Source organism: Streptomyces sp. LaPpAH-108 (genome assembly GCF_000373625.1).
In the GTDB taxonomy this organism is placed as follows: domain Bacteria; phylum Actinomycetota; class Actinomycetes; order Streptomycetales; family Streptomycetaceae; genus Streptomyces.
In genome coordinates this window covers 1,182,920-1,197,306 of the sequence record NZ_KB891987.1, presented here as the reverse complement: position 1 = coordinate 1,197,306, position 14,387 = coordinate 1,182,920, and the positions used below count along the sequence as shown (strand labels likewise).

Genomic DNA, 14,387 nt, shown 5'->3' with positions numbered 1-14,387 from the left:
CCAAGGGTGTAGGGCCATTCCCCCGGACGGCCGAACCCGCCGGTCAGCCCGGTCCGGGCCCGGCCCGGACCGCGATCACCGCCTGGCGTGTCAACTTCCAGCCGTCGTCGTGTCGTTCGACATAGCCAAGCGCTCGAAGTTCGTACAGTCTCGCGACCGCCTCCTCCCGTGTGGTGCGCGCGCCGCGCGCGATCTCCCCGGCTCCCGCCGTGCGGTCGCCGGGCAGCGCGGCGAGCACGTCGCGGGCGGCCGGCTCCAGCAGGTCGCGCGGGAGGACCGGGCCGCGCCGGGGCGGGGCCAGCTCCCCCATCGCGCCGACGAGTTCGGTCACCTCGGCCGCGTCGGTGACCAGGAACGCCTCGCCGCGCAGCAGCTCGTGCACCCCGGCCGACAGGGCGCTGGTGACCGGGCCGGGAACTCCCATCGTCGGTCTGCCCAGCCGCTGCGCGGCCCGCGCCGTGACCAGCGAACCGCTGCGGCAGGCGGCCTCCACGACCACGGTGCCCCGGGTGAGCGCGGCGATCACCCGGTTGCGCACGATGAACCGGCTCGGCGTCGGATGGTCGCCCGGCGGCAACTCCCCCACCAGCAGCCCCTGTTCCGCGATCCGGTCGAGCAGCGCGGTGTGGCCGCGCGGATAGGGCCGGTCCACGCCGCAGGCCAGGACGGCGACGGTGGCCCCGTCGGCCGCGAGGGCGCCCCGGTGGGCGGCGCCGTCGATGCCGTAGGCGCCGCCGGAGACCACCACCCAGCCGCGCTCGGCCAGCCCGGCGGCGAGGGCGGCGGCCGTGTGGGCGCCGTACTCGGTGCAGGCCCGCGCGCCCACCACCGCGACCGATCTCAGCGCCCATATCCGCAGGCCAGGATGCCCGCGCACCCACAGCCCCACGGGTCGCGCGTCCCCGAGGTCGTCCAGCTGGGCGGGCCACTCGGTGTCCCCGGGGCACACGAACCGCGCCCCGGCCTCGCCCGCGACGGCGAGGTCCCGCTCGGGCCCGGCCCCCTCGGCGCGGGCGAGCAGCCCCTGCCAGCGCTTCGGGCTGACCCCGGGCAACGGCTTGCCGCCGCCCCGCAGCCGCCGGGCCACCTCCGGCGCCCCGAACGCCCGCAGCCAGCGCCCGGCCGTCTCGTCACCGGGCTCGACGACCCGGGTGAGGAAGACCCGCGCGAGGCGGTCGTCGCCGGCGGCCTCCTCGCGAACCCCCTCGGGTGGCACACCCGAGAGGTCGTCCCCCTCCCCCGCGTCCCGAAGACCGTCCTCTCCTCCGCTCACGCCATCGCCCCGATCGCCATCGGCACACCCCGGGGCACGCCCGTGCGCAGCTGGAGGGCGAGGCGTACGTCGTCCGCCGTGGGGCGGTCGTGGCCCGCCAGATCGGCGATGGTCCAGGCCACCCGGAGCACCCGGTCGATCCCGCGCGCGGTGAGGACACCGCGCTCCAGGCCGCGCTCGGCCTCGTCCATCGCGCCGTGCTCCGCGTGGAAGCGGGTGCGCAGCTCGCGGCCGGGGACCTCGCTGTTGGTCTGCCAGGGCGTACCCGTGAGCCGGGCCACCGCGCGCTGCCGGGCCGCCCGCACCCGCTCGGCCACGCTCGCGGTGGACTCGCCCCGGGCGCCGGGGCCGGTGAGCTGGGCGCGGGTGACCGGGTCGACCTCGACGCGCAGGTCCACCCGGTCCAGGAGCGGGCCGGACAGCCGGGACTGGTAGCGCCGGATCGCGGACGGCGGGCAGTCGCACAGCGAGTCGCGCTGCGAGAAGCGCCCGCAGGGGCAGGGATTGGCCGCGAGGACCATCAGGAACCGGGCCGGGAACCGGACCACCCCGGCGCTGCGCGCGATCACCACGTGACCGGACTCCAGCGGCTGCCTCAGCGCGTCCAGGGTCTGGCTGTGGAACTCCGGGGCCTCGTCCAAGAAAAGCACGCCTCGGTGCGCCAGGGACACCGCCCCGGGCCGGGCGATGCCGGGACCGCCCCCGACGAGGGACTGCATCGTGGCCGAGTGGTGCGGGGCGCAGTACGGCGCCACATCGACCAGCGGCTTGCCCGGGGGCAGCAGCCCGGCCACCGAGTGCACGGCGGTGACCTCCAGGGACGCCTCGCGGCTGAGCCGGGGCAGTACGGCGGGCAGCCGCTCGGCCAGCATGGTCTTGCCCGCGCCGGGCGGCCCTTCCAGGAAGAGGTGGTGCCCTCCGGCGGCGGCCACCTCCAGGGCGGTGCGGGCCGAGGTCTGGCCCACCACGTCGGCCAGGTCGTGGCCCTGGTCCTGCTGGGCGGCCCCGGCGCTGTGCATGGCGGCGGAGGCACCGGTGCCGGGCATCCGCAGTCCGGCGAGGAGGGGGTCGGGACGGCCCTCGGTGTCGGGTTCCTCGTCGGGCACCGGTTCGTCGGCCAGGACCGCGATCAGCTGCCGCAGGGTGCGCACCCCGAGCACCGACACCCCGGGGACGAGGGCGGCCTCGGCGGCGGCGCACTCGGGCACCACGACCTGCTGGTATCCGGCCTCGGCGGCGGCCAGCACGGCGGGCAGGATGCCCCGCACCGGCCGGACCCGGCCGTCCAGACCGAGTTCGCCGATCATCACGATGTCGGCCAGGACCCGGGGATCGATCCGCTCGGCGGCACCGAGGATCGCGCAGGCCACGGCGACGTCGAAGCCGGAGCCGCCCTTGGGCACCGAGGCGGGGCTGAGGCCGACGGTGAGCTTCTTCTGCGGCCACTCCCCGCCGGAGTTCACCACCGCGGCGCGCACCCGGTCCCGGCTCTCCGAGAGGCTTTTGTCCGGCAGCCCGACCAGGGCGAAGGCCGCGACCCCGGGCTCCAGGTCGGCCTGGACCTCCACGACGACGCCCTCGACGCCGACCAGGGCCACCGAGCACGTACGGGCGAAACCCATCTCAGGCCACCCCCCGCGCGTGCTCCACGGCTGCCGCGCCCCGGCGGGGCAGCAGGACACCGACCAGATCGACGCGGACGCCGCCCGGCGGGGCCCCTCCGTGCGAGTGGACCCAGCGTTCGGCCAGGCCGAGCAGCCGTCGCGCCTTGCGCGGGGTCACGGCGGCCATCGGATGCTCGAAGCCGCCGCCCCTGCGGGTCTTCACCTCGCAGACGACCAGCGTGTCCCCGTCCCGGGCCACGATGTCGATCTCACCGGAGCGTCCGCAGCGCCAGTTGCGCTCCAGGATGCTCATCCCGGCCTCGGTCAGCCGCCGCGCGGCCAGATCCTCGCCGTACCTGCCGAGTCCACTGCGTGCCTTGCTCATGTCGGCACCACCTCCGGGGACCACCGTCACGCAGATCCCGAAGTGAAGTGGATCTTGGTGGACCGTCCGGCGGCTGTGGAAAACTCCGCCACCCGTGCGGGGGACACGCCCCCGTCCGTCAGCCGCTCGGCAGCTCCAGGTCGCTCTTGTTCAGCTCCTCGATGTTCACGTCCTTGAAGGTGAGGACGCGGACCTGCTTGACGAACCGGGCCGGGCGGTACATGTCCCAGACCCAGGCGTCCGCCATGGTCACCTCGAAGAACACCTCACCCTGGACCGAGTGCACCTGCATCTCGTAGTCGTTGGTGAGATAGAAGCGCCGTTCCGTCTCGATCACGTATTTGAACAGACCGACGACGTCTCGGTACTCCCGGTAGAGCTTCAGCTCCATCTCGGTCTCGTACTTCTCGAGGTCCTCGGCGCTCATGGCATCCCCTTCAGCCGTGCGATCCCCCCATTGTGCGCCAGTCCCGCGGGCCCTCAGACGATTTCGGTGTCCAGGGTCACGGGTCCGGCCGGGGGACCTTCGTCGAGCAGCGTGCGCAGCAGCCCGGCAAGTCTGGTCGGATACACCGTCTCACGGGCCCGTGCCAGTTCTCCGCACGTCCACCAGCGCGCTCCGCTGACACTGCGCCGCTCCAGCTCCGTCAGACCGCCCGGCACGCTCTCGGCCGCCGTGGCCGTACGCGCCAGGAAGTACCACTCGTCCTGGTCCCAGCGGCGCCCCGCGAACGGGAAGGAGCAGCGGCGCCGCCACAGCACCGGCCCGAGTTCCACGTCGGTGATCCCGGTCTCCTCGGCCAGTTCCCGCAGCGCGGCCTGCTCACGCGTCTCGGCGCCCTCCAGGCCGCCTCCCGGGGTGAACCACCAGTCGTCGGCCGGATCATCCGGCTCGTGGCCGTGCAGCAGCAGGATGCGGTCCTCGGGATCGAGCAGCACCACCCGCGCCACCCGCCGCAGCCCGCCCACCGAGCCGTCCTCCACAACCCGCTCCTCGCCCCGCCCGCCGCTCTCAGACGGCACCGACGGTCTCCGTCCCGCTCCGGGCGCGCGAGCGGCCGAGGCGCGCCGCGATCGGCCCGTACGCGCCGCCCGCCAGCACCAGCACCGCACCGGCGACGATCATCAGCTCGATGGAGCACAGCGGCCCCGGCTGCGACAGTTTCCCCAGCGTCTCGAACCCCGTGGGCCGCGCGATCATGCCCTTCATCGGCCAGATCACGGAGTCCACCCGGGCCGAGACGGCCGAGCGGGCCACCGTGCCACCGGCCGCGTCGGTCAGATGGGCGGTGGAGTCCAGCGAACCCTGCCGCTCGTCGCCCAGGAGGAAGAGGCGGCCCTTGGGCACGGTGACGGTCGGGATGCCACCGATCTCCGCCTGGGTGCCCTTGGGCAGATACGGCTCCTCGATCGGCTTGCCGTTCACCGTGAGCTTGCCGTCGGTGCAGCAGGCGACCTTGTCGCCGCCCACCGCGACCACCCGCTTGACCACGTCGGCGTTGGTCACCCAGTTCTTGTCGCGGAAGACGACCACGTCACCGCGCCGGACGTCGGCGCCGTCGACTCTCTGGGCCAGCACCCGGTCGCCCGCGTCGATGGTCGGGGTCATCGAGCTGGTCGGCACGGTGTACGGCCGGTACACCAGCGCCGCCCAGCCGAACCCGGCCAGAAAGAGCACGAGGCCGAGGGCCACCGCGATGCCCGAGAGCACCCCGCCGACCCCGCCGCCCGAGCCTTCGCCGCCGCGTGCGGCACTTCCCATGAGTCGTCTCCCGGCTCTGGCCCGCCGCCTGCCCGGCGGAACACGATCCGGCCTGGATAGCACACCGGCCCCGGACACCGCGAGGGCGGTGCGCCCCGGAACCGGTGAAGATCCGGTGTCCGGGGCGCACCGCCCTCGGCCGCCGGGACCTGCGATCGAGGTCCCGGCCGTGGTGCCGCCTGCCGCCGTCGCGGCTACTTCTGGTCGCCGAGCCCGGGCTGGTCGAAGGTGTCCGGGATGGGCAGCGTACCCCAGCGGTTGATCGGCCACGCCTTGACGATCGCCCGCCCGACGACGTCCTTCACCGGGACCATGCCGTGGTGCTTGTCGTCCTGGTTGTAGCGCGAGTCGCGCGAGTTCTGGCGGTGGTCGCCCATCACCCAGATGTAGCCCTTGGGGACCTTGACCTTGAACTGGCCGCCCTCGTCGTCCACGCTGCACGGGGTGTTGCCCGGGTAGACGAACGGCTCGTTCAGCGCCTTGCCGTTGACCGTCAGCGGTCCGTCGTTCTTGCACTCGACGGTGTCGCCGCCGACGCCGATGACGCGCTTGATGAGGTCCTTCTCCTCGGCGGACGGCATGAGGCCGATCCAGCTGAGGCCCTTCTGGATCACGTTCTGCTCCGGCGTCGGCTCGCCGCGCAGCCACTGGTCCGGGTCGTGGAAGACCACGACCTCGCCGCGCTCGGGCTCGGAGCCGAACCACGGCGTGAGCTTGTCCACCAGGACGCGGTCACCCTGCTGGAGGGTGTTCTGCATCGAGTCGGACGGGATCGAGAACGCCTGCACCAGGAACGTCTTGATCAGCAGAGCGAGGACGAGCGCGATGCCGACCAGGATCGGCAGTTCCTTCCAGAACGAGCGCGGCTTGCTCGGCCGGCGTCCGGCCTCGTCCCCGCCGTGCGAGCGGCCCTGGGGCGGGGTGCCGTCACCGTCCGCCGCGGAGCCGTTCGCGGAGTTCACCGCGCCGGCCTGGGCCCCGGCTCCGGACGCCGCGGACTGGCCGCCGTGCTCCTCGCCGTCGTGCCCGGACCGTGCGCCAACCGCCACATCCCCCACGCCAACTCCTCACTCTCTGCCACCGCCTGCCCCGGAGCCGGTGCAGGCCCACCACTCCCATAACGAGCGGGAGTTCCGCAGGGGTCGGGAGCCGGGTCATTCCGTTCGGGTCGTCCGAGGCAACCCTATGCGACGGGCGAGGGGCGGCAGCCGTTCCCGACACGGAGTCGGTGACGCTTGCGAAGGTTTTAGGTTCCTCCAGGCGCGTCCAGTGGGCGAACGGCCAGCCGATCACCATCGCGCGGCCGACCACCGAGGTCTCGGCGACCGTGCCGCCGTAGGAGGTGTTCTGGTGGTAGCGGGAGTCGGCGGAGTTGCCCCGGTGGTCGCCCATCACCCACAGGCGCCCCTTGGGCACCGTGATGTCGAAGGGCATCGTGGAGGGGGCGTTGCCGGGATAGAGGTAGTCGGTCTCGGACAGGGGGACGCCGTTGACCGTGACCTTGCCCTCGGCGTCGCAGCACTTGACGTGATCGCCGCCGACCCCGATGACCCGCTTGATCAGGTCCTTCTCGTTGTCGGAGGGCAGCAGACCGATGAAGGTGAGCCCTTCCTTGAACTGCTTGACGCCGACGGGGTCGTTCTTCTTCGGCGTCTGCTCGTCGTTCAGCCAGCCGCCCGGGTCGTGGAAGACCACCACGTCCCCGCGCTTGGGCTGGGAGCCGAACCACGGCGTGAACTTGTCGACCAGCACCCGGTCACCGATCCGGATCGTCTGCTCCATGGAGCCCGACGGGATCACGAACGCCTGCACCAGGAAGGTCTTCAGGACCAGCGCGATCAGGACGGCGACACCGATCAGCAGCGGGATCTCGCGCACGGCCGAGCGCCTGCGCTTGCGCTTGACCTTGCGCTGGAGCTTGCGGCGCTCCGCGCGCGATCTGCCGGGACTCGGCCTGCTCGCCCGCCGCACCCCGGTGGGCAGCAGCTCCTCGGCGGAGCTGCCCGGCACCCCGCGCGGCCTTCCACGATTACCCATGCGTGCCCTCCGCGGCCGGCACGCGCGCGTAGGCGGCGGGACGCTCAAGACGCGTCCAGCGGTCGTACGGCCATACGATCCAGTCGGCCCGGCCGACGACGGCGCCGACCGGGATCATGCCGCCGCCCGGCGAACCGAGATGGTCGCGGGAGTCGCTGGAGCGGCTGCGGTGGTCGCCGAGGAGGAACAGCCTTCCCCCGGGCACCACGACGTCGAAGGGCACACCGGACGGTGCGTTCCCGGGATGGAGGAACGCCGTCTCGTCGACCGCCCGGCCGTTCACCTCGATCCTCCCCTTCTTGTCGCAGCAGACGACATGGTCGCCACCCACCCCCACTACGCGCTTGATGTAGTCGGCGTCGCCGAAGTACCCGGTGCCGTCGAAGACGACCACGTCGCCGCGGTGCGGCTGGGCACCGAAACGGTACGCCAACTTATCTACGAGCACGCGGTCCCCGATCCTCAATCCCGGCTCCATGGATCCGCTCGGAATCTGGAAGGGGCGCACCACGAACGTGTTGAGGAGAAGGAGAAAGACCAGACAGGCCAGGGCGGTCAAGGTGATCCGGCCGCCCGGCAGCCACCCGGCGGTCCGCTCCACCCACGTAAAACGCGACCGCGCCTCCTCACCCGGAGTCCCGGGCGGGGAGGTGCGGTCGCGTTCCGTCTGCTGTGCTTCGGTGTCCATCGGGGCCAGATGCTATCCGGCCCCGATGGGACTCCGGGAAGGCACTCAGTTGTCGCGCTTCTCCTTGATCTTCGCGGCCTTGCCGCGCAGCTCACGGAGGTAGTACAGCTTGGCGCGGCGCACGTCACCACGGGTGACGAGCTCGATCTTCTCGACGATCGGGGTGTGCACCGGGAAGGTGCGCTCGACGCCGACGGAGAACGAGACCTTGCGGACCGTGAAGGTCTCGCGGACACCGGAGCCCTGGCGGCGGATCACGACGCCCTTGAACTGCTGCACACGGGAGCGGTTGCCCTCGATGACGCGCACGTGGACGTTGACGGTGTCACCCGGGCGGAAGGCCGGGATGTCGCTGCGCAGCGACGCGACGTCGACGGTGTCGAGCAGGTGAGACATTTCGTCTGCTTTCTTCGCTGATGCCACAGGTCATCAACGGAAGTTAGGTGGAACAACAGGGTCGCCGTGCGGGTCGGAACGGGCGTCGTGTCCCCCTGTGGCAGGGGCGCACGCCGGACGGACGCACAACAGCGGACTATTCTTCCACGCTCTCGGTCCTGCGCCAAAATCGCCCGTACGGCAGCCCCTCCGGATCCGGCGCCCAGCCCAGGATGGAGAGCATCTCCCGGTCCTTCTTGTCGAAGACCTTCGGATCGCAGCGCTCGATCAGATCGGGCCGGTTGAGGGTCGTACGGCGCAGGGCCTCGTCGCGGCGCCAGCGGGCGATCTTCCCGTGGTGGCCGCTGAGCAGCACCTCGGGGATCTCCCGGTCGCGCCACACCGGCGGCTTGGTGTAGACGGGCCCCTCCAGGAGGTTCGCCATCGCGCCGGGCGCGAAGGAGTCGTCCCGGTGGGACTCGGCGTTGCCCAGGACACCGGGGAGGAGCCGGGCCACGGCCTCCGTGATGACCAGGACGGCCGCCTCGCCGCCCGCGAGCACGTAGTCGCCGATGGAGACCTCGTAGACCGGCATCCGGGTCGCGTACTCGTCCATCACACGCCGGTCGATGCCCTCGTACCGGGCCGGGGTGAAGATCAGCCAGGGGCGCGTCGACAGCTCGACGGCCAGTTCCTGGGTGAAGGGACGGCCACTGGGGGTGGGGACGATCAGCGCGGGGGCCTGGGCGCCGGACTCGTAGCCGTCGGCCAGGACGGTGTCCAGGGCGTCGCCCCACGCCTCGGTCTTCATGACCATGCCGGGGCCGCCGCCGTAGGGGGTGTCGTCGACCGTGTTGTGCCGGTCGTACGTCCAGGAGCGCAGGTCGTGCAGGTGCACGCCGAGCTGGCCCCGGGCCCGCGCCTTGCCCACGAGGGAGACGTTCAGCGGCTCCAGGTACTCCGGGAAGATCGTGACGACGTCGAGCCTCATGCGTCCTCGTCCCGGGAGGAGGCGATCTCGGCGCGGTCGTCGATCAGGCCGGGCGGCGGCGTGATGACGGCCTTCTGCTCCGCCAGGTCGATCTCGCTGACGATCTCCTCCACGAAGGGGATCATCACCTCGCTGCCGTCCGGGCGCTCGACGATGAACAGGTCCTGCGAGGGCAGATGGGAGATCTCGGTGATCCGGCCGACCTCCGTGCCGTCCGCGGTGACCACGTCGAGGTCGATCAGCTGATGGTCGTAGTACTCGTCCTCCTCCTCGGGGAGTTCGTCCGGGTCCACGTCGGCGATCAGCAGGGTGTTGCGCAGCGCCTCGGCGCCGGTCCGGTCGTTCACCCCCTCGAAGCGCAGAAGGAGACGGCCGCTGTGCACGCGGCCCGTGGCGATGGTCAGCGGCCCGGCCGAGGCCGGGTCGGTGGTCAGGACGGCGCCCGGCCCGAGCCGCAGCTCCGGCTCGTCGGTACGCACCTCGACGGTGACCTCGCCCTTGATGCCATGAGCACGGCCGATCCGTGCGACTACCAGCTGCACGAGTCCAATTCTCCTGTCATACGACTACGGGCCGGGGACGGCCCAGTGGCCCTCCCCGGCCCGAGCCGGATTGCTGTGATGCGTCAGCGGACGTGATCCACGTCGACCAGGTCGACCCGGACACCACGGCCGCCGATGGCGCCCACGACGGTGCGCAGGGCCCGCGCGGTGCGGCCGTTGCGGCCGATCACCTTGCCGAGGTCGTCGGGGTGGACCCGGACCTCCAGCACGCGCCCGCGGCGCAGGTCGCGCGAGGCGACCTGCACGTCGTCAGGGTTGTCGACGATGCCCTTCACGAGGTGCTCAAGCGCCTCTTCGAGCATGGTGCTCAGGCCTCGGTCGACTCGGACTCGGCAGCGGCCTCGTCCTTCTTCTCAGCCTTCTTCTTCTGGGTGATGGCCTCACCCTTGCCCTCGGTGTCGCCACCGAGCGCCTCGAACGACGGACGGGCCGGCTTCGGCTCGGCGACGAGCAGCGGCGCGGGAGCCGGCTCGCCCTTGAACTTCTGCCAGTCGCCGGTCTTCTTCAGGATGGCGAGAACCGGCTCGGTCGGCTGCGCGCCGACACCCAGCCAGTAGGCGACGCGGTCGGCGTCCACCTCCATGACCGACGGGTTGTACGTCGGGTGGTACTTGCCGATCTCCTCGATGGCCCGGCCGTCACGGCGGGTACGGGAGTCGGCGACGACGATGCGGTAGTGAGGCGAACGGATCTTGCCCAGACGCTTCAGCTTGATCTTGACTGCCACGGGAGTGAGTTCTCCTGGTTTTGACGTGTTGGGCACGGCGGATGGTGCCGCGTGGGGTTGCGGTACCCGAGTGCCCGATGGACGCGTCAGCCGGAGGAGAGAGGGGTCCTGTGCGACTGTCGAGTACAGCTAGCCATTGTGCCATACCCTGCGGGGCCCTTGGGTCCGGGTGGTGATCTTGGGCATGCTTGCAAGGCGCCCGGCGCTGCGGCCCTGCGCCCACCCGTGCCGCCCTGCGGCACGACTGCCCGCAGGGGGTATGCCGCTCGGCGACACGGCCGCCCGCAAGGGGGTACGCCGCTCGGCGACACGACCGCCCGCAGGGGGTGGGTGGGTATGTCGCTCGGTGGTACGACCGCCCGCAGGGGGTGGGTGCACCGCTCGGCGGCACGACTGCCCGCAGAGGGTGCCCCGATGACGCGGCTGCCACGAGCAGCCGTGTCATCAGCTGGCCGCTGCTACCGGCTCCGGGATGCGGAACGGCTTGCCGCAGCCGCCGCACACGATCGGGGCCTGTTCCAGGACCGAGGGGACGACGCGCACGTTGCGGCCACAGTCGCAGACGGCCTTGACGCGCACGCCGCCGCCGGAGGAACCGTGCCGGGCGGCCGGGCCCCGGAACGAACTGGCGGTGTCGGCGGAAGTGGCCACCGTGTGCGCCTTCAGGGCGCGCTGGAGGCGTTCCATGGTCGGACGGTAGCGCCGCTTGGCCTCCGGGTTGAGCGTGACCAGCGAGAACCCGCTACTGGGGTGCGGCTCCTCGGGGTGGTCGAGGCCCAGTTCCTCGGCGATGGCCAGGAAGCGGCGGTTGTGGTAGCGGCCGGCGCGGGAGGTGTCACGGACACCCCGGGCGGCGGCGATGCCGTGGACTGCCTCGTGCAGCAGTCGCTCGAAGGAGAGTTCGTGCCCGCACGCGGACGACGACTCCCCGATCAGTGATTCCGGCGCGGCGAGATCAGGCAGCTCGGGGTGGTACCGCTGAATGTCGGCCCACGCCTGCGCCAGCTCCGCGGCGAGGACAGGTGTTGTCTGTGTCGTGCTCACGTAATGACAACGAGCGTGGGTGCCCTCGTGTTCCTATTCCAGGGCATCTCAAATAATTTGCACCTACCCGTCAGTTGCCGCCGATGCGGCTGACCCGGGGCGGGTACGGCGATCTGCGGAAGAAGCCGCACAGCTCGTACCAAGCCGGTGCTCAGCAGGGCTCCCGGCCCCCGCGACGTTACCGGTGCCCGCTCACCGCCCCGCACCCGCCCCTCAGGTTGCGGGGGCGTGAAATCTCGCCACACACGCCCACACCCCCCCAAGCCGGACGCCGCAACCACTGGACGCCGCCGCGCGCCCGGAGTTACCTGGCATACGTGGAGTGCGCGCACGACCACGGGGGGCCACGCCCACGGGCACGTACGCGAACTGTCGGCGATTGGGGCGCTTACCTATGACACCTACGCTCGTGCGGGAGCACCTGTCCCACGCGGGTTCCGCACCACCCGGCGCGGACCCCCGAGCACGCGCGCGCGACTGGGCCGAGATCCAGGAGCGCATGTGGGAACCGCTCTACGAGAGTGTCCATGAACGACTCGACGTCGGACCGGCCACCCGGCTGCTGGGCCTGCGCTGCGGCTCCGGGCTCGCCCTGCTGCTGGCGGCGGTCCGGGGAGCCGCCGTCACCGGGGCCGACTCCTGCCCGGAACGGCTCGCGCTCGCCCGCGACCGCCTGTCCCCGGACCCGGAGCACGGCACGGGCACAGCGGGTACGACGGGTACGGGCGCGTCCGCCACCGGCATCCGGCTGCTGGACGCCCTGCCCACGAAGGCGGACGCGCCCGGCTACGACCTGATCACCGTCTTCGACCCCATCGGCTGCGGCCCCGGCGACACCGACGCCCTCGGCGCCCTGCTGGCCGACGCCCTCCCCCTCGCGGCACGGGGCGCGGCCGTCGTGCTCACCGCCTGGGGGCCGCCGGAGCGGTGCGCCACCTCCGCCGTCCTGGGCGTGGCCACCAAGCTGGCCGACCCGCTGCACGGCGTACGCGGGCCACACGCGGGCCGCCGCGACGACCTGGAGGAGGTCGCCCAGCGCGCCGGACTGCGCCCTGACGGCTCGGGGCGGGTCGCCTGCCCCTTCGGCTACGCCGACGCGGACAGCGCCGTACGCGGGCTGCTGTCGACCGGGCTGTTCGACGCGGCGATCGCGGCGACCGACCGCAAGCAGGTGGAGAAGGAGCTGGCGGAGGCGCTGCATCCGTATCAGCGCGCGGACGGCATCGTGTGGATGCCGAACGTCTTCCGGTATCTGATAGCCCGCGTGCCCTGAGACGCGCTCGCGGACGACGCGCGAGGGCGCCCCTCGTGGAGAAGGGCGCCCTCGGGGACGTCGCAGGCGGGCTCGGTCAGCCCATGAACTTCTTGAACTCGTCCGGCAGCTCGAAGTCCTGGCCGCCCTGCTGCGGCGGGACACCGAAGGCGCCTCCGCCCTGAGCGGCGGCCTCGCGGCGCTGGGCCTCCTCCAGCTCCTGCTGCTTGCGCTTCATCGGGTTGCCCGAACGCTGCTTGCCCTTGGCCTTCTTCGGCTGCTTCTTGGAGCGGCCGGGGCCGCCGCCCATGCCCGGCATCCCCGGCATACCCGGCATGCCGCCGCCCTGGGCCATGCGGGACATCATCTTGCGGGCCTCGAAGAAGCGCTCCACCAGGCCCTTGACCGCGCTGACCTCGACACCGGAGCCCTTGGCGATACGGGCGCGGCGGGAGCCGTTGATGATCGTCGGGTCCTGGCGCTCGGCCGGGGTCATCGACTTGATGATCGCGGCCGTGCGGTCGACGTCGCGCTCGTCGATGTTGTTGATCTGGTCCTTGATCTGGCCCATGCCGGGGAGCATGCCGAGCAGCTTGGAGATGCTGCCCATCTTCCTGACCTGTTCCATCTGGGACAGGAAGTCGTCCAGGGTGAAGTCCTGGCCCTTCTTCGACGCCAGCTTGGAGGCCATCTTCTGGGCCTCTTCCTGGCTGAACGTCTTCTCCGCCTGCTCGATCAGGGTGAGCAGGTCACCCATGTCAAGGATGCGGGAGGCCATCCGGTCCGGGTGGAACGCGTCGAACTCGTCCAGCTTCTCGCCGTTGGACGCGAACATGATCGGCTTGCCGGTGACCTGGCGGATCGACAGGGCGGCACCACCGCGGGCGTCGCCGTCGAGCTTGGAGAGCACCACGCCGTCGAAGCCGACGCCGTCGCGGAACGCCTCGGCGGTGTTGACGGCGTCCTGACCGATCATCGCGTCGACGACGAACAGGATCTCGTCGGGGCGGACCGCGTCGCGGATGTCCGCGGCCTGCTGCATCATCTCCTGGTCGATGCCCAGACGGCCCGCGGTGTCCACGATCACGATGTCGTGGACCTTGGCCTTGGCGAACTCGATGGAGTCCTTGGCGACCTTGACCGGGTCGCCGACGCCGTTGCCCGGCTCCGGCGCGTACACCGCGACACCGGCGCGCTCGGCGACGACGCTCAGCTGGTTGACGGCGTTGGGGCGCTGGAGGTCACAGGCGACCAGCAGCGGGGAGTGGCCCTGCTCCTTGAGCCAGCGGCCGAGCTTGCCCGCGAGCGTGGTCTTACCGGCACCCTGGAGACCGGCCAGCATGATCACGGTGGGGGGCTGCTTGGCGAAGCGGAGACGGCGGGTTTCCCCGCCGAGGATCGTCACGAGTTCATCGTTGACGATCTTGAGAACCTGCTGCGCCGGGTTCAGGGCCTTGGAGACCTCGGCGCCGAGCGCCCGCTCCTTGACGTTCTTGATGAACGAGCGGACGACAGGGAGCGCGACGTCGGCCTCAAGGAGGGCGATGCGGATCTCGCGGGCCGTGGCGTCGATGTCCGCCTCGGTCAGCAGACCCTTGCCCCGGAGAGACTTGAAAGTCGCTGACAGGCGGTCGGAGAGAGTATCGAACACGGCGGCGTCGGTCCTCGGGGTCGGAGTCGTTCTGG

17 protein-coding genes are annotated in these 14,387 nt (G+C 71.6%); 1 reads left to right on the top strand and 16 read right to left on the bottom strand.

Going from position 1 to position 14,387, the window contains the following annotated elements:
• Nucleotides 1-43: 43 nt before the first annotated feature.
• The 15 genes from dprA to B079_RS0105395 all read right to left on the bottom strand — a co-directional run bounded on the left by dprA (nucleotide 44) and on the right by B079_RS0105395 (nucleotide 11,449).
• Complete coding sequence (gene dprA / locus B079_RS0105465) at nucleotides 44-1,216, bottom strand: DNA-processing protein DprA (protein ID WP_018544769.1); 1,173 nt, start codon at nucleotides 1,214-1,216, stop codon at nucleotides 44-46.
• Nucleotides 1,217-1,269: 53 nt separating this feature from the next.
• A complete protein-coding gene (locus tag B079_RS0105460; protein WP_018544768.1) occupies nucleotides 1,270-2,895 on the bottom strand; it encodes a YifB family Mg chelatase-like AAA ATPase in 1,626 nt (541 codons plus the stop codon).
• 1 nt (nucleotide 2,896) lies between these two features.
• Nucleotides 2,897-3,262, bottom strand: a complete 366-nt coding sequence (locus B079_RS0105455; RefSeq protein ID WP_018544767.1) for a YraN family protein — start codon at nucleotides 3,260-3,262, stop codon at nucleotides 2,897-2,899.
• Between the two features lie 118 nt (nucleotides 3,263-3,380).
• Nucleotides 3,381-3,689, bottom strand: coding sequence for a DUF2469 domain-containing protein (locus tag B079_RS0105450; RefSeq protein WP_018544766.1), 309 nt, complete (start codon nucleotides 3,687-3,689; stop codon nucleotides 3,381-3,383).
• A 53-nt stretch (nucleotides 3,690-3,742) separates the two neighbouring features.
• Nucleotides 3,743-4,285, bottom strand: coding sequence for an NUDIX hydrolase (locus B079_RS0105445; protein ID WP_037801114.1), 543 nt, complete (start codon nucleotides 4,283-4,285; stop codon nucleotides 3,743-3,745).
• Nucleotides 4,275-5,024: a signal peptidase I gene (lepB, locus tag B079_RS0105440; RefSeq protein WP_018544764.1), complete on the bottom strand. Its 750-nt coding sequence runs from the start codon at nucleotides 5,022-5,024 to the stop codon at nucleotides 4,275-4,277. Before lepB (B079_RS0105440) ends, B079_RS0105445 begins: the two co-directional genes overlap by 11 nt.
• 194 nt (nucleotides 5,025-5,218) lie before the next feature.
• Nucleotides 5,219-5,986, bottom strand: coding sequence for a signal peptidase I (gene lepB, locus B079_RS31365; protein WP_234016742.1), 768 nt, complete (start codon nucleotides 5,984-5,986; stop codon nucleotides 5,219-5,221).
• Entirely contained in the window at nucleotides 5,952-7,061 is a 1,110-nt protein-coding gene (gene lepB, locus B079_RS0105430; protein WP_026248384.1) for a signal peptidase I, read from the bottom strand. Before lepB (B079_RS0105430) ends, lepB (B079_RS31365) begins: the two co-directional genes overlap by 35 nt.
• Entirely contained in the window at nucleotides 7,054-7,749 is a 696-nt protein-coding gene (gene lepB / locus B079_RS0105425; RefSeq protein ID WP_018544761.1) for a signal peptidase I, read from the bottom strand. Before lepB (B079_RS0105425) ends, lepB (B079_RS0105430) begins: the two co-directional genes overlap by 8 nt.
• A gap of 45 nt (nucleotides 7,750-7,794) precedes the next feature.
• Nucleotides 7,795-8,145 carry a 50S ribosomal protein L19 gene (gene rplS, locus B079_RS0105420; RefSeq protein ID WP_018544760.1) on the bottom strand — a complete coding sequence of 117 codons (351 nt, stop codon included), beginning with the start codon at nucleotides 8,143-8,145 and terminating at the stop codon, nucleotides 7,795-7,797.
• Between the two features lie 136 nt (nucleotides 8,146-8,281).
• Nucleotides 8,282-9,115, bottom strand: a complete 834-nt coding sequence (trmD, locus tag B079_RS0105415) for a tRNA (guanosine(37)-N1)-methyltransferase TrmD (RefSeq protein WP_018544759.1) — start codon at nucleotides 9,113-9,115, stop codon at nucleotides 8,282-8,284.
• Complete coding sequence (rimM, locus tag B079_RS0105410) at nucleotides 9,112-9,657, bottom strand: ribosome maturation factor RimM (RefSeq protein ID WP_018544758.1); 546 nt, start codon at nucleotides 9,655-9,657, stop codon at nucleotides 9,112-9,114. The genes trmD and rimM overlap by 4 nt, the downstream gene beginning before the upstream one ends.
• Nucleotides 9,658-9,740: 83 nt before the next feature.
• Nucleotides 9,741-9,980, bottom strand: coding sequence for an RNA-binding protein (locus tag B079_RS0105405; RefSeq protein ID WP_005479813.1), 240 nt, complete (start codon nucleotides 9,978-9,980; stop codon nucleotides 9,741-9,743).
• Between the two features lie 5 nt (nucleotides 9,981-9,985).
• Nucleotides 9,986-10,405, bottom strand: coding sequence for a 30S ribosomal protein S16 (gene rpsP, locus B079_RS0105400; RefSeq protein ID WP_018544757.1), 420 nt, complete (start codon nucleotides 10,403-10,405; stop codon nucleotides 9,986-9,988).
• A gap of 444 nt (nucleotides 10,406-10,849) precedes the next feature.
• The gene (locus tag B079_RS0105395) at nucleotides 10,850-11,449 is read right to left on the bottom strand and encodes a hypothetical protein (protein WP_018544756.1); all 600 of its coding nucleotides are present in this window, start codon (nucleotides 11,447-11,449) and stop codon (nucleotides 10,850-10,852) included.
• Nucleotides 11,450-11,843: 394 nt separating this feature from the next.
• Between B079_RS0105395 and B079_RS0105390 the strand changes: the two genes are divergently transcribed.
• Nucleotides 11,844-12,722: an SAM-dependent methyltransferase gene (locus tag B079_RS0105390; protein ID WP_086022320.1), complete on the top strand. Its 879-nt coding sequence runs from the start codon at nucleotides 11,844-11,846 to the stop codon at nucleotides 12,720-12,722.
• Between the two features lie 76 nt (nucleotides 12,723-12,798).
• Here the strand turns inward: B079_RS0105390 and ffh are convergent, their stop codons facing one another.
• Nucleotides 12,799-14,352: a signal recognition particle protein gene (gene ffh / locus B079_RS0105385; protein WP_018544754.1), complete on the bottom strand. Its 1,554-nt coding sequence runs from the start codon at nucleotides 14,350-14,352 to the stop codon at nucleotides 12,799-12,801.
• Nucleotides 14,353-14,387: the final 35 nt, after the last annotated feature.